We start from the raw sequence: 13285 nt of genomic DNA, 5'->3' as shown, positions 1-13285 counted from the left end.
GGCGCGAAAGAGACTGGACAGCTGTGCGGGGATTGCGGTAATGATCTCCCGGTTGTTGCCGTCCGATCTCGGGGGTCGAGTTCATGTCGTTGCTGGGAAAGTGTGCGCTGGCCATGGTGGTTCCGGCCACGGGGGCGATGCTCGCCGCCGGAGCCGGGAGTGCGCACGCCGCCGGTGATCTGTATGGCGCCATCGCCATTTCGGCCGAGCGGTCGCCGAACGGCACCCTGGGCGATTTCCCCTCGCGGCACACCGGAGTCGGGGTGGCGGTCGACTATCCGACGCAGGCGGCCGCGGACGAGGCCGCCCGCAGTACCTGCCGGGGCGAGCGCTGCTATGTCGTGGCGCAGGTGCACAACGGATGCGCGTCGGTGGCCGAGTTCGACACCTGGACGGCATGGTCGAACGGTGTCGAACCGGTCTACGTGACGGAGAAGGGCAGCACGGCCGCCGCTGCGGAGCAGTCCGCGATCGACAAGGGCAACTGGCTGATGTCGGCGCCCACCAACACCGCGATGTTCGCGCTCGGCATCGCCCGCGTCGTGAAGCCGGTGTTCATTCTGGACACCATCTGCACCTCGAACGCGGGCTGAGCTCGCCGGTTAGACTCGGCGGCAATCGTTTTCCGTGGGGAGGTCATCGAGCTATGCGCGTGCGGAGCCGGACTCGGGGGTCGGCAGTGGCATTGGTGCTGATATCGCTGGCAGTCGCCGGGTGCGGCAAGACGGTCGACGGCCTCGCCCAGCCCGACCCTGCGGCGATCAACGCCCGCTCCGGCTCGCCGACCACCGGCTCCACCGTCGAGGGCCCCGTGCCCCTGGCCCAACTCGAGGGCACCTGGATCGGCACCTACATCTGCGCCCAGGGCGAAACCGCCCTCACCCTGACCATCGAGCGTGCCGTGAACAGCACGGCCCGAACGGTTTTCGCCTTCGGACCCACCACCGGCAACCCCACGGTGCCGAATGGCAGCTTCGACATGGACACCCGCTACGTCGACCGCCAACTGCATTTCACCCAGCGCTCCTGGATCGAACGCCCCGGCAACTACCTCATGATCGATCTCGCCGCCGACGCGGTGGCGGAAGGGTCGATCAGCGGCAAGGTGGTCGCGACAGCCGGGTGCACGACCTTCTCGGTGACGAGATCGGGTGTGTGACGGCAGGTTCGCGTCAGCGCGGGATGCGCGGGTAGGGCAGGTCGGTGCTGGTGTTCTCGGCGATGGCCAGCGGGCGGCCGATCTGCGGGAAGGCGCGCTGGGTGCAGTTGGGGCGTTCACAGACCTTGCAGCCGGCGCCGATGGGGACGGCCGCCGAGGGGTCGTCCAGTTGCAGGCCCTTGGAATAGACGAGCCTGTCCGCGTATTCGATATCGCAGCCCAGGCCGATCGCGAATTCCTTTCCGGCCGTGCCGTATCCGGTCGGTGCGGGATGCGCCGTCCGCGCGATCCATAAGTAGCGGCGGCCGTCGGGCATGGAGGCGATCTGGGTGAGCATGCGGCCGGGGTGGGCGAAGGCTTCGTGCACCACCCATAACGGGCAGCTGCCGCCGACGCGGGAGAAGTGGAATGCGGTGGCGGACTGGCGTTTCGAGATATTGCCCGCACGATCCGTGCGTATGAGGAAGAACGGGACGCCGCGCTGGCCTTGCCGTTGCAGGGTGCTCAGGCGATGGCAGACGGTTTCGAAGCCGACCTCGAAGCGCAGGCTCAGCAGATCGATGTCGTAGTGCAGCTCCTCGGCGGAGCGCAGGAATTTGCCGTACGGCAGGACCAGCGCTCCGGCGAAATAGTTGGCCAGGCCGATTCGCGCGAGAACCCGGGATTCGTCTGTGAGCGAGGGGGTTTCGTCGAGCACCTCGTCGAGGAGGCTGCCGTGCAGCAGGAACGCGAGGGTGGTGGCGATCTGGAAGGCGCGCTGTCCCGGTCGCAATCGTCGCGCCAGGGTCAGGGTGCGGGTTTCCGGTTCGTAGTGGCGCTTGGGCACATTCGGGTCGGCGCCGTCGCCGCGCACCAGGACGGTGACGCCCGCGCGCTCCTCGGCGACCCGGGCCAGCTGCCGATCCAGCGATCCGATGGTGAGCCCGCAATCCTCGAACAGGCGCTCGGCGGCCAGATCCAATTGCGCGATGTGATTGTGGTGGTCGTAGAAGAAGTCGCGCACGTCCTCGTACGGCATGGGCACGCCGGGTGCGCCGGTCGGCGTGGCGACCTTCGAGGACAAGAGATCCAACTGGTCGGTAGCCGCGCGTAGTCGCCGATGCATGGCCACAACGATTTTCGCGACCTCCGGCATGCGCGTGGCCAGATCCTCCACCTCGGCCACCGGCGCCGCATTGCCGCCCGCGGCCTCCACCAGGATCTCGTGCAGATCCGAGACCAGCCGGGCATCGGAGTCGGCCGCGAAGAACTGCACGTCCAGATCGAACGTCGAGTTCAGTTTCAGCAGCACGGGAATGGTGAGGGGCCGCTGGTCACGCTCGAGCTGGTTGAGGTAGCTGGGCGAGAGGTCCAGGGATTTGGCCAAGGCCGCCTGGGTCATCCGCCGTTCCTCGCGCAACCGCCGTAGTCGGGCACCCGCATACATCTTGCGCACAGTGCGTGATGGTACCGATCCGGCTTCGCAAACATCGCTATTTGATGGGACTCGCCGCGCCAACTCGCCCACTGCGAGGGATTACGGCATAGCGGTGTGGCTGCGTAGCATGCGAATTCGAGAGTATTCGCGGGTTCGCGCGCGGGTTCCCATCGTACGGGTCCACTGTCGTTCCCGAGGCGGAACGGTGCTCGGAAAGTTTGCTCGATTCCGCCGGATCAGCCCAGGATCAGCTGTACCTGGAGTTCGCCGACCAGGAAACCGAGCACCGCGCCGATGGCCACCAGCTTCCATTCGTCCTGTTTGAACGCCGGCCGCAGCAGGCCCTCGTACTCGTCGTCGGTGAGCAGCCGCGTCTTCTCGATGACCAGGTTCTTCATATCGAGCGATTCGATGGCCGCTTCGTCGAACAGCGCGGCCGCGGTGCGCACATAGTCGAGAACGTAGGTGACAGCCTCGGTTTCGAGCGCGGAGACCGCCTCGCCCGCCACCAGCATGACCAGCGGTTTGGCCGGTCCGGTCTGATCGTCGACGAACATCCGCATGCGGGTGCCCAGCATGGAGGCCAGCCGGTCGGCCCGCTCGCCCTCCAGCACCGCTTCCAGAATCTTTGCCGGCGTGAAGATCTCGTGGGCGATGAGTTCGGCGTAGTCGGCGCAGACGTTCTCCCGGCGGCGATGGAACATGCCCTGCCAGCGCAGCGGTCCGATGCCGACCGACCGCACCGGCCGGAAGATCATCTGCAGCGCCAGCCAGTCGGTGACCAGGCCGGTGAACCCGCCGAACGCGGGCATGAGCAGCGGATTGTGGGTGAACGCCCACACCAGCATCTGCACCAGGCCGAGCACGGTGCCGAAGATCAGGCCAGAGCGCACGATGAAGCGCAGTTCATTGCGCCCGACCCGGCGCACCATCTCGACCAGTAGCGCCTTGTCGTTGACGAGCGTGTCGATGGCCATGCCGCGCAGGTCCATCACCTGATCGATATTGGTGCGCAGGTCGAGGACGATCTCCTCGATGAGCTGCGGCATCCCGTCCTGCACGCGTTCGATGAGCGCGCGCTGCGCCACCGGCGGCATGTTCACCCACAGGCGGGGCTGATGCCGCATCATCATCTCGCGAACCATGTGGTCCACGGCGGCGTCGAGGGGCTGTCGCAGGCGGGTGGTCAGCTCGTTCACATCGAGCCGGTCGATGATCTCCTGCGGATCGATCAGCTTGGTGAACATGAGGTCCACGGCGATCGTCGCCATGCGGGCCGAGGCCCGCGGAACCACGCCCTGCCAGCCCAGATACGGTGGGATGCCGATGAAGTTCAGTGGGCGCATGAGCATTTCGACGGCCACCAGCTTGGTGGTCCAGCCGATGAGCGCCGCGACCGCGGGGATGGACAGGTACAGCAGCCAGTTCTCGGTGAAATCGGCGATCACGCGATCGGCTCCGCGGTATCGGTGCGCAAGACCCTGCCCCCTAGGTACGATTATCCGCACTACTCGGTACGACTATTTGTATCGCCGCTCAGGCTAGGAGAACGCGTGCCCGCTGGCAAGACCCGTATGACGGAGACCTCACCGCCCACCCAGCGGGTGCTCTCCATCGTGGAACTGCTTGCCGCGCAGCACGGCCCGCTCAGTTCCGCCGAGATCGCCGATGCCCTCGAACTGAATCGCTCCACCGCCGGGTCCATCCTCACCGCGCTCGCCGAGCGCGGCTGGGTGCGCCGGCTGCCGGATCTGAGCTATGAACTCGGTCCCGCGCTCGTGGCGGTCGGGTTGCGCGCCGCCGACTCGAACAGCGACCGGGCGCGACTGGAAGCCGAACTGGAGCGGCTGGGCGAACGGGTCGACTGCGGCGCGGCGCTCACCACCGTCACCGGCGACCAGGTCGAATTCCTCGCGGTGACCCGGGATCGGCTCACCGCGGGCATCGAGACCGGAGCGCGCCTGCCCCTGCTCGCACCCGCCGGGGCGGCGATCATCGCGCATTCCAGCCTTGCGCGCCAACAGGATTGGCTCGCCACCGGGGAACCCGGGAGCCGGGCCGAACAGCAGGCGGTCCTGGAGACGCTGCGCACGGCGGGCTTCTGCGCCTGGCGGCTGGAGCCCGACAGCCTGCCCACCGCGCGGGTGCTCTCCGACGTCGCCGATCATCTCGCCGAACATCCCTCCAGCAAGGAACTGCACGGCCGGGTGCTCGCTCAGCTGGCGACCATTATCGGCAGTGCCTACGATCGGGCGACCTTCGACAGCGACGCCGCCCTGCCGCTCAGCTACATGAGCGCCCCGGTGTTCGACGGAAACGGCCACACCGTCATGGAATTGAAGATCGGCCCCTTGCGCGTGGCCACCACTCGCGCCGAACGCCGCCGCTACCTCACCGAACTGGAAGCCTCCGCGCGTCGCATCGGCGGCAGCCTGGACCCGAAACACCAAGTCCGACACTGAAAGAAGCGCCATGGCCGACACCCCGCCGACCGACCCCGACGCCCTCGTCCGCGCCATGTGCGCCGCCTGGTCCCGCCTCGACGCCGAGGAAATCGCGTCCTACTTCACCGAAGACGCTGTCTATCACAATATTCCGATGGATCCGGTGATCGGCCGCGCGGCCATCCGCGACTTCATCACCGGATTCGCCGCCGCCCTGGACGGCATCGACTTCGACATCCACCGTCAGACCGTGTCCGGCGACCTGGTCATGAACGAGCGCACGGATACCTTGCGCGGCAACGGCCGCGACACCGAACTGCCGGTCATGGGGGTCTTCGAAATCGCCGACGGCAAGATCAAAGCCTGGCGCGACTACTTCGACATGGCCCCCATCGCACAGGCTTTCGGCGGCTGACTCACTCCTCGTCGAGCACGACCGCCTGCGCGGCAATCACATTCGTGCCATTGAAGGTCACCGACGGCGACCCGTGCAGGCGGTACCCCTCGGCGAGCAATCCGCTGATGCGTTCACAGAAGGTCGCGTCATCGGGGCCGGTGATCAGGCGGTAGCGCAGGCGCGGCGTCTCGGTCATACCGCCAGCGTAGATCGCAGTCCACTTGTTCATGATTGGCTCTGTATTCCCAGACCAGTGGCCGCCATGCTGGGTCGATGCTGCTTCGTCGATTGACCGCCCTCTATGTTGGCCTCGCGTTGTACGGCTTGTCGATGGCCGTCATGATCAGGGCCGGTCTCGGCTTGGACCCGTGGGATGTGTTCCATCAAGGGGTGACCCTGCAGGTGCCGATCAGCTTCGGACTGGTCGTCGCGATCACCGGGGTAGCGGTGCTACTGGCCTGGATTCCCTTGCGGCAGATGCCCGGTCTGGGGACGGTGAGCAATGTCGTGGTCATTGCGGTGACCGTCGATGCCGGCCTGTGGCTGCTGCCCGACCTGCACGGATTGCCGCTGCGGATCGGGGCGATGGCGGTGGCCGTGGTGATCAACGCGGTGGCCACGGTCCTCTACATCGGTGCGGGGATGGGGCCAGGCCCGCGCGATGGCCTGATGACTGGACTGGTCCGGCGGACCGGGTGGCCGGTGTGGGCGGTGCGCACCGGGATCGAGGCGACGGTGCTGACGACGGGGTTCATCCTCGGCGGCAGCGTCGGAATCGGCACGCTCGTCTACGCCTTCGGCATCGGGCCGCTCATCCAGCTGATGATCCCGTTCGTGGATGGCCACCTGCCGGGGTTCCGGGAGCCGGAATCCACGGTGGAGCAGGCGCAGACGCTCACCGCCGCCTGACAACCGGGAGCGCCGGTTCCCGCCGGAAACCGACCTCGGACAGTGGGATCACGCGGCGGCACAATCGATATCGGCCCACCCGCGAGTGTGCCGTCAGCCGCATTCTCCGGCGGCGGCCAGTCGCATGGCCTCCAGCAGGATCGGCTGCTCCTCCGGCAGGGTGCTGTTCAGGGCGCCGTCCACACCGAGGTCGCGCACGAGCGCGGAGTAGTCCCAGCAGCGTTCGCGGGCCTGGGCCGAAACATCATCGGGCACAACCGCTGTCGAGGGTGCGGCGGAGGTGATCGGTTCGCTGGGCTGGGCCCGGTCGGCGAGGGCGGGAAGCGATGTCGCCGGGAGGTCGGTCGGCAGGGCGTCGATGGTGGCGGGCGGGGGAGCGTCCGCCGGCAGTGCAGGCGGCGTCGCGGGGGCCGCCGTCGACCCGGGGGTGGTCGAAACCGGTGCGGCCGTGGTCGTTCCGGCTCGATTCGGCGTCTCGGCATGCGAATGGTCTCTGCCGGGCGACATTTCGAGCGCCAGCACGACCAGGGTGGCCGCGAGCACCAGTGCGCCCGCTCCCGTCTTCCACGAGATGAGCCAGGCGCGGGGGGTCGATTCATCCTTGTGCGCCAGCGGCACGCGTACCTCCAAAACCTTGCGCGGCCACGGCAGCCCATTCCGAGGCGCAACGGTGCATGAGCCTACCGAGCGTGCCCGCCCGCCTCGCGCCCGACTCGGCGCGTACCGCTCAGTAGGACGAGACTGCGGTGCTTAACAAATCGGCGAATACTGTCACGTTCGCCGCGCAGGGCTCACACGCTGGGATGTTGCCTCGTGATGAACACAAATTCGCAATCGGCGCCGGTGTGACTGTGAAGATTGCTGCGAAGCGGAGTTCGATGCCCGTTCGAGATCCGGGGGCAGGTACCTTAGGCGAATGTTCTCCAAAGTCCTGGTCGCCAACCGCGGCGAGATCGCTATCCGAGCGTTCCGCGCAGCCTACGAACTCGGCATCGGCACGGTGGCGGTGTTCCCCTACGAGGACCGGAACTCCGTGCACCGCCTGAAGGCCGACGAGGCCTATCAGATCGGTACGCCCGGACATCCCGTCCGGGCGTACCTGTCGATCGAGGAGATCATCAAGGCGGCCAAGAGCGCGGGGGCGGACGCCGTCTACCCCGGTTACGGTTTTCTTTCCGAGAACCCGGACCTGGCTGCCGCCTGTGCGCGGGAGGGCATCACCTTCATCGGGCCGTCGTCCCAGGTGCTGGAGCTGACCGGCAACAAGGCGCGCGCCATCGCCGCCGCCAAGGCCGCCGGCCTGCCCGTGCTGAACTCCAGCGAACCGTCCTCGGATGTGGACGCGCTGCTCGCCGCCTCGGAGTCCATGCAGTTCCCGATCTTCGTCAAGGCGGTCGCGGGCGGCGGCGGGCGCGGTATGCGCCGGGTCACCGATCCCGCGCAACTGCGTGAGGCCATCGAGGCCGCCTCGCGGGAGGCCGAATCCGCGTTCGGCGATCCGACCGTGTTCCTGGAGCAGGCGGTGGTCAACCCCCGCCACATCGAGGTGCAGATCCTCGCCGACCAGCACGGCAATGTCATCCACCTCTACGAGCGCGACTGTTCGCTGCAGCGCCGGCATCAGAAGGTGATCGAGCTCGCGCCCGCGCCGAACCTGGATCCCGAACTGCGCGACCGCATTTGCGCCGACGCCGTGGCCTTCGCCCGCCAGATCGGCTACAGCTGCGCGGGCACCGTGGAATTCCTGCTCGACGAGCGCGGCAATCACGTGTTCATCGAGATGAACCCGCGAATCCAGGTGGAGCACACGGTGACCGAGGAGATCACCGATGTCGACCTGGTGCAGTCGCAGATGCGCATCGCCGGCGGCGAATCCCTGGAAGACCTTGGTCTGAGCCAGGATTCGATCACCATCCGCGGCGCGGCGCTGCAATGCCGCATCACCACCGAGGATCCGGCCAACGGCTTCCGCCCCGACACCGGCCGCATCACCGGTTACCGCTCGCCGGGCGGCGCGGGCGTGCGCCTGGACGGCGGCGCGAATGTCGGCGCCGAGGTGGGCGCCTACTTCGACTCCATGCTGGTCAAGCTGACCTGCCGGGGGCGTGACTTTCAGACCGCGATCGCGCGGGCGCGTCGTGCCGTGGCGGAGTTCCGTATTCGTGGCGTGACGACCAACATTCCGTTCCTGAACGCGGTGCTGGACGACCCGGACTTCCGCGCGGGCAAGGTCACCACGTCGTTCATCGATGAGCGGCCGCAGCTGCTGACGCTCAAGTCCTCGGCCGACCGCGGCACCAAGATCCTCAACTATCTGGCCGACGTTACCGTCAACAAGCCGCACGGCTCGCGGCCCACCAAGCTGTACCCGCACGACAAGCTGCCGGCCCTCGATATGACGGTGCCGCCGCCGCCCGGAACCCGGCAGAAGCTGCTCGAGCTCGGCCCGGAGGGTTTCGCGAACTGGCTGCGCACGCGCGAGGGCGTGGCCGTCACCGACACCACCTTCCGTGACGCGCACCAGTCGCTGCTGGCCACCCGCGTGCGCACCAACGGCCTGCTCGATGTGGCCGGGCATGTGGCGCGCATGACGCCCGAGCTGCTGTCCATCGAATGCTGGGGCGGCGCAACCTATGACGTGGCGCTGCGCTTCCTCTACGAGGACCCGTGGGAGCGCCTGGCCGCCCTGCGCGAGGCGATCCCGAACATCAACCTGCAGATGCTGCTGCGCGGACGCAATACCGTCGGCTACACGCCGTACCCCGAAAAGGTCACGCGCGCATTCGTTTCCGAGGCCACCGCGACCGGCATCGACATCTTCCGCATCTTCGACGCTCTGAACAATGTCGACCAGATGCGGCCCGCCATCGACGCCGTGCGCGAAACCGGCACCGCCGTAGCGGAAGTCGCGCTGAGCTACACCGGCGACCTGTCCAACCCGAACGAGAACCTCTACACGCTCGACTACTACCTCAAGCTCGCCGAGGAGATCGTCGACGCGGGCGCGCACATCATCGGCATCAAGGATATGGCCGGTCTGCTGCGCGCTCCCGCCGCGCACACGCTGGTCACCGCCCTGCGGCGGGAGTTCGACCTGCCGGTGCACGTGCACACCCACGACACCCCGGGCGGTCAGCTGGCCACCTACCTGGCGGCCTGGCAGGCCGGAGCCGACGCGGTGGACGGCGCGTCCGCGCCCATGGCGGGCACCACCTCGCAGCCCGCGCTCTCGGCAATCGTTGCGGCGGCGGCGAATTCGCCCCACGACACGGGGCTGAACCTCCAGAACGTGTGCGACCTCGAGCCGTACTGGGAGTCGCTGCGCCGCGTCTACGCGCCGTTCGAATCCGGGCTGCCGGGGCCGACGGGGCGCGTCTACCACCACGAGATCCCGGGCGGTCAGCTGTCGAACCTGCGCCAGCAGGCCATCGCCCTGGGTCTCGGCGACCAGTTCGAAGAGGTCGAGGCCAAATACGCTGCGGCGGACCGGCTGCTGGGCCGCCTGGTCAAGGTCACCCCGTCCTCCAAGGTCGTCGGTGATCTCGCGCTGGCGCTCGTCGGCACCGGCGTCGACGTCGAGGACTTCGCCGCCGACCCGGCCCGCTACGACATCCCGGACTCCGTAATCGGTTTCCTCCGTGGCGAACTCGGCACCCCGGCCGGTGGCTGGCCCGAACCGTTCCGCAGCCGCGCGCTGGCGGGCCGTGGCCCGGCCAAGCCGGAAACCCAGCTCACCGCCGAGGACGAGAAGGGTCTGGGCGGCACCTCCGCCGAACGCCGCGCCACCCTCAACCGGCTGCTGTTCCCCGGCCCGACCGCCGAATTCCTCGCGCACCGGGAGAAGTTCGGCGACACCACCGGCCTGTCGGCCAACCAGTTCTTCTACGGCCTGCGCCACGACGAAGAACACCGCGTGCAGCTGGAGAAGGGCGTCACCCTGCTCATCGGCCTGGAGGCCATCTCCGAGCCGGACGAGCGCGGCATGCGCACGGTCATGTGCATCCTCAACGGCCAGCTGCGGCCGATCACGGTCCGCGACCGCTCCATCGCCAGCGAGGTGCCCGCCGCCGAGAAGGCCGACAGGACCAACCCGGGCCACATTGCCGCGCCGTTCGCGGGCGTCGTGACTCTGGCTGTGTCCGAAGGCGATTCGGTCTCCGCCGGAGACACCATCGGCACCATCGAGGCCATGAAGATGGAGGCCGCCATCACCGCGCCGCGCTCGGGCCTGGTGCGCCGGGTCGCCATCGGCAAGGTGCAGCAGGTGGAGGGCGGAGACCTGCTGGTCGACGTCAACCTCACCGAGGCCGCCGCGGAATGAGCGCTCCCGCACCGCTACCGGCCGCCGCTGCCCAGCGGCGGCCGGGCCGTGGATCGGCGGCCCGGCCATGACGCGCATTGTCGCGGGGACCGCGGGCGGCCGCCGCCTGCGCGTCCCGCCCGCCGGCACCCGGCCCACCTCCGACCGCGTCCGCGAGGCGCTGTTCAGCCTGCTGCACGCGCGCATGGATTTCGACGGCGCGCGCGTCCTCGACATCTACGCCGGATCGGGCGCCCTGGGCCTGGAAGCATTGTCCCGCGGCGCATCTCACGCCCTGCTGGTCGAATCCGACCGCAAGGCGGCGGCGGTCATTCGCGGCAATATCGGCGACCTCGGCCTGCCCGGCGCGGACCTGCGCCAGGGCACGGTCTCCAGCGTCCTCGCGACCCCGCCCAGCGCGCCGTATGACCTGATCTTCTCCGACCCGCCGTATGCCCTCGAGGTGTCCGATGTGGTCGCCGACCTCACGGCCCTCTCGGAAAACGGCTGGCTGCACGAGGATTCGCTCATCGTCGTCGAACGCTCCACCCGTTCCCCCGAAATCCCGTGGCCCGCAGGCTATCTCCCGCAGAAGTCGCGCACCTACGGCGAAACCCGCATCGATCTGGCCGAATACGAGAAGTAATCACCTGGCCCGTGCGGCCTCGACCGACACCGCACGGGGTTCGGAACGTCCGACTCCAACGATTCAGAACGTCTGGTTCCAGTGGAATGATTCGATGAGGATCCGCTGCTCGAAGGTGCCGTCCCAGCTCGTGGTGAGCCCGGCCTTGGTGAGCTCCTCCACCACGATCCGCCCGATCGCCGGCCCCTCGGTCTCCTCCACCTCCGGATCCCGCGGCCCGAACGCGATATACAGCCCACCCCCGGCGATGGCCCGCTCCACATCGTCCCGGTGATAGAAGCAGTACCCGATGAACTCCGGCGCCCCCGCCAGCAACTCGTCCACCTCGGCGAGCCCCTGACTCATCTCCTGCCCCGCACTGTGTAGCGCCGCGACCTGCCGACCACGCAGCGCAGCGAAAACCCGGACCAGCCGATCACAGTCGGTATCGGCAACGCGCGTATCCCACACGCCCACATCATCCACGCCCACCCCACAGCGACTCCGCAGCAACACACCCTTGTGTGTTGCTGCGGAGTGCCGACGCAATCAGGCGATAGCGACGATATCCCCGTCATCGAAGTAGATCGACTGATGGAGTCGGCCGCCCAATGCCAGCGCATACCGTGCGAGAACTTCCTGGCCGGTGACAGTGCCTTGCTCGATCTGCGAAACTCGCCCCTTCGTGACACCCATCCGGTCGGCGACCTGCAGTTGAGTCAACCCACGTCTGCGCCGGATATCGGCGAGCCGCTGTCCGCGAACCTGAGCGAGCAGTTCGTCCTTCCCCTTGGCAACCGCAGCTTCGCCACCTGCCCGATCCACCATTTCGGCTCGAATGTCTTGCCAACGCACATGTCCGCTCATCGCAATCCCTCCTCTTCCTCGCCGCGCTCGCGCAGGTAGGACTCATATCGTCGCTCCGCCAGTGGAATCGCGGTCTGATACCACGAGTTCCATTGGTGGACTTTGTCGCCCGCCGCGAGCAGTACGCTCGACCGCCACGGATCGAACGCGAAAAGGATCCGTACGGTTCCGGGACGGAGCTCTTTCATATTCGAGACCTTGGAACCGGCAATTGAGTCGACCAGCGGACGACCCAACCCCGGTCCGCCATCGGCGAGGGCGTCGATGGCTTCCACTACGCGGCGGAAGGTCGGCTCGTCGAGACGCTCGATCCATTGCCTTACCTCGTCGACGATGTAGATATCCCACTCCTGGTCCGCCATGACGGCGAAGTATAGGAATGACTATACCCTCGCCGTGCCTTGCCACCCGAATCAGCCGTTAATGTCGCATTTCGTTGGTTGACCGGCGAGTTCCGGAGCAATGTCGGCAGCACCATAGGCGATATCACCGGTTTCGCCGGCCTCCGCGCCTACGACACCGGCTGGAACGGCGGATCCTATTGGCAGACACTGGGATACCCCGGCGAACGAGCAGGGACACCCGCCTGCTCGTGATGGTCGCGACGGTGGCGATCGCGGTGTTCTTCGCCACCCAGGTCACCACCCGCCGCTCGGCGGTCGCCGCGATCCTGCTCGCCGCGCTGACCGTTCCGCTGGTGCTCAACCAGCCCGGACCCTCGGGCTACACCACCGCGATCTTCGCCACCATGTTCGTCGGTACAGTGCTCTACCGCATGACCGCGGGCGAGATCAGCCCCAAACTCGGCTGGGGCGTCTTCTTCTTACGCACACCGGCGCCTGGGTCACCTGGAAGAAGGAAGCCTTCACCATCGTCGGCGCCTACCTGTTCTTCGCCGTGTTCTACCTGTTGCGCCGCTACGCTTTCCCGAGCCCGCTGCTGTTCCTGGGCCGCATCAGCTACTCGCTGTACCTGATGCACACCCTCGTCCTGCAGGCCGTCCCCCAGTGGAAGGTCTCGGTCGCCGGCATCCCCGCCTCCTGGCTCACCTGGTCCACGTGGATGCTCACCTCGATCGGCCTGGCCGCCCTGAGCTATCGCTGGATCGAGAAACCCTTTCACAACCTCGGCCACCGCGTCATCGCCAGGATGGATGCGCGACCATGA

The 13285-nt window shown here is 67.4% G+C and carries 15 protein-coding genes; 8 read left to right on the top strand and 7 right to left on the bottom strand.

Annotated elements, in window-relative coordinates:
* Positions 1-83 precede the first annotated feature (83 nt).
* Both H0264_RS32930 and H0264_RS32925 read left to right on the top strand, forming a co-directional pair.
* Positions 84-593: a DUF4189 domain-containing protein gene (locus H0264_RS32930; RefSeq protein WP_181581160.1), complete on the top strand. Its 510-nt coding sequence runs from the start codon at positions 84-86 to the stop codon at positions 591-593.
* Positions 594-679: 86 nt separating this feature from the next.
* Entirely contained in the window at positions 680-1159 is a 480-nt protein-coding gene (locus H0264_RS32925) for a hypothetical protein (RefSeq protein WP_181581159.1), read from the top strand.
* A 13-nt stretch (positions 1160-1172) separates the two neighbouring features.
* Here H0264_RS32925 and H0264_RS32920 read toward each other — a convergent pair whose 3' ends face one another.
* Together H0264_RS32920 and H0264_RS32915 are read right to left on the bottom strand one after the other, a co-directional pair.
* A complete protein-coding gene (locus H0264_RS32920; RefSeq protein ID WP_181581158.1) occupies positions 1173-2594 on the bottom strand; it encodes a short-chain fatty acyl-CoA regulator family protein in 1422 nt (473 codons plus the stop codon).
* A 218-nt stretch (positions 2595-2812) separates the two neighbouring features.
* Positions 2813-4024, bottom strand: a complete 1212-nt coding sequence (locus tag H0264_RS32915; protein ID WP_220139883.1) for a DUF445 domain-containing protein — start codon at positions 4022-4024, stop codon at positions 2813-2815.
* A 105-nt stretch (positions 4025-4129) separates the two neighbouring features.
* Here H0264_RS32915 and H0264_RS32910 point away from each other — a divergent pair, with 105 nt between their 5' ends.
* Entirely contained in the window at positions 4130-5038 is a 909-nt protein-coding gene (locus H0264_RS32910) for a helix-turn-helix domain-containing protein (RefSeq protein ID WP_181581157.1), read from the top strand.
* Positions 5039-5048: 10 nt separating this feature from the next.
* Positions 5049-5435: an SgcJ/EcaC family oxidoreductase gene (locus H0264_RS32905; RefSeq protein ID WP_181581156.1), complete on the top strand. Its 387-nt coding sequence runs from the start codon at positions 5049-5051 to the stop codon at positions 5433-5435.
* 1 nt (position 5436) lies between these two features.
* Here H0264_RS32905 and H0264_RS32900 read toward each other — a convergent pair whose 3' ends face one another.
* The gene (locus H0264_RS32900; RefSeq protein WP_181581155.1) at positions 5437-5613 is read right to left on the bottom strand and encodes a DUF1737 domain-containing protein; all 177 of its coding nucleotides are present in this window, start codon (positions 5611-5613) and stop codon (positions 5437-5439) included.
* Between the two features lie 77 nt (positions 5614-5690).
* Here H0264_RS32900 and yczE point away from each other — a divergent pair, with 77 nt between their 5' ends.
* Positions 5691-6326 carry a membrane protein YczE gene (gene yczE / locus H0264_RS32895; RefSeq protein WP_181581154.1) on the top strand — a complete coding sequence of 212 codons (636 nt, stop codon included), beginning with the start codon at positions 5691-5693 and terminating at the stop codon, positions 6324-6326.
* Between the two features lie 93 nt (positions 6327-6419).
* On the opposite strand, the gene H0264_RS32890 is transcribed toward yczE, so the two are convergent.
* Positions 6420-6944: a hypothetical protein gene (locus tag H0264_RS32890; RefSeq protein WP_181581153.1), complete on the bottom strand. Its 525-nt coding sequence runs from the start codon at positions 6942-6944 to the stop codon at positions 6420-6422.
* A 298-nt stretch (positions 6945-7242) separates the two neighbouring features.
* On the opposite strand from H0264_RS32890, the gene H0264_RS32885 reads away from it, so the two are divergent.
* A complete protein-coding gene (locus H0264_RS32885) occupies positions 7243-10647 on the top strand; it encodes a pyruvate carboxylase (protein ID WP_181581152.1) in 3405 nt (1134 codons plus the stop codon).
* A 67-nt stretch (positions 10648-10714) separates the two neighbouring features.
* Positions 10715-11272 (top strand): 16S rRNA (guanine(966)-N(2))-methyltransferase RsmD, encoded by a 558-nt coding sequence (gene rsmD, locus H0264_RS32880; protein ID WP_181581151.1) that lies wholly within the window; start codon positions 10715-10717, stop codon positions 11270-11272.
* 63 nt (positions 11273-11335) lie between these two features.
* On the opposite strand, the gene H0264_RS32875 is transcribed toward rsmD, so the two are convergent.
* From H0264_RS32875 to H0264_RS32865, 3 genes are all read right to left on the bottom strand, one after another.
* Positions 11336-11737 (bottom strand): DUF6891 domain-containing protein, encoded by a 402-nt coding sequence (locus H0264_RS32875; RefSeq protein ID WP_181581150.1) that lies wholly within the window; start codon positions 11735-11737, stop codon positions 11336-11338.
* Positions 11738-11800: 63 nt separating this feature from the next.
* Positions 11801-12118, bottom strand: a complete 318-nt coding sequence (locus tag H0264_RS32870; protein WP_181581149.1) for a helix-turn-helix domain-containing protein — start codon at positions 12116-12118, stop codon at positions 11801-11803.
* The gene (locus tag H0264_RS32865) at positions 12115-12480 is read right to left on the bottom strand and encodes a type II toxin-antitoxin system RelE/ParE family toxin (RefSeq protein ID WP_181581148.1); all 366 of its coding nucleotides are present in this window, start codon (positions 12478-12480) and stop codon (positions 12115-12117) included. Before H0264_RS32865 ends, H0264_RS32870 begins: the two co-directional genes overlap by 4 nt.
* A 535-nt stretch (positions 12481-13015) precedes the next feature.
* Here H0264_RS32865 and H0264_RS32860 point away from each other — a divergent pair.
* A complete protein-coding gene (locus H0264_RS32860; protein WP_181581147.1) occupies positions 13016-13285 on the top strand; it encodes an acyltransferase family protein in 270 nt (89 codons plus the stop codon).

Source organism: Nocardia huaxiensis, assembly GCF_013744875.1.
Taxonomy (GTDB): Bacteria; Actinomycetota; Actinomycetes; order Mycobacteriales; family Mycobacteriaceae; genus Nocardia; species Nocardia huaxiensis.
The sequence above is the reverse complement of the archived record's forward strand: the minus strand, read 5'-3'. Positions and strand labels throughout refer to the sequence as shown.

What these genes read in the sequence shown, in the direction of transcription:
- rsmD (WP_181581151.1), top strand. Translation starts at nt 10,715, where the DNA reads ATGACGCGCATTGTCGCGGGGACCGCGGGCGGCCGCCGCCTGCGCGTC.
- H0264_RS32885 (WP_181581152.1), top strand. Translation starts at nt 7,243, where the DNA reads ATGTTCTCCAAAGTCCTGGTCGCCAACCGCGGCGAGATCGCTATCCGA.
- H0264_RS32900 (WP_181581155.1), bottom strand. Translation starts at nt 5,613, where the DNA reads ATGACCGAGACGCCGCGCCTGCGCTACCGCCTGATCACCGGCCCCGAT.
- yczE (WP_181581154.1), top strand. Translation starts at nt 5,691, where the DNA reads ATGCTGCTTCGTCGATTGACCGCCCTCTATGTTGGCCTCGCGTTGTAC.
- H0264_RS32930 (WP_181581160.1), top strand. Translation starts at nt 84, where the DNA reads ATGTCGTTGCTGGGAAAGTGTGCGCTGGCCATGGTGGTTCCGGCCACG.
- H0264_RS32865 (WP_181581148.1), bottom strand. Translation starts at nt 12,480, where the DNA reads ATGGCGGACCAGGAGTGGGATATCTACATCGTCGACGAGGTAAGGCAA.
- H0264_RS32870 (WP_181581149.1), bottom strand. Translation starts at nt 12,118, where the DNA reads ATGAGCGGACATGTGCGTTGGCAAGACATTCGAGCCGAAATGGTGGAT.
- H0264_RS32905 (WP_181581156.1), top strand. Translation starts at nt 5,049, where the DNA reads ATGGCCGACACCCCGCCGACCGACCCCGACGCCCTCGTCCGCGCCATG.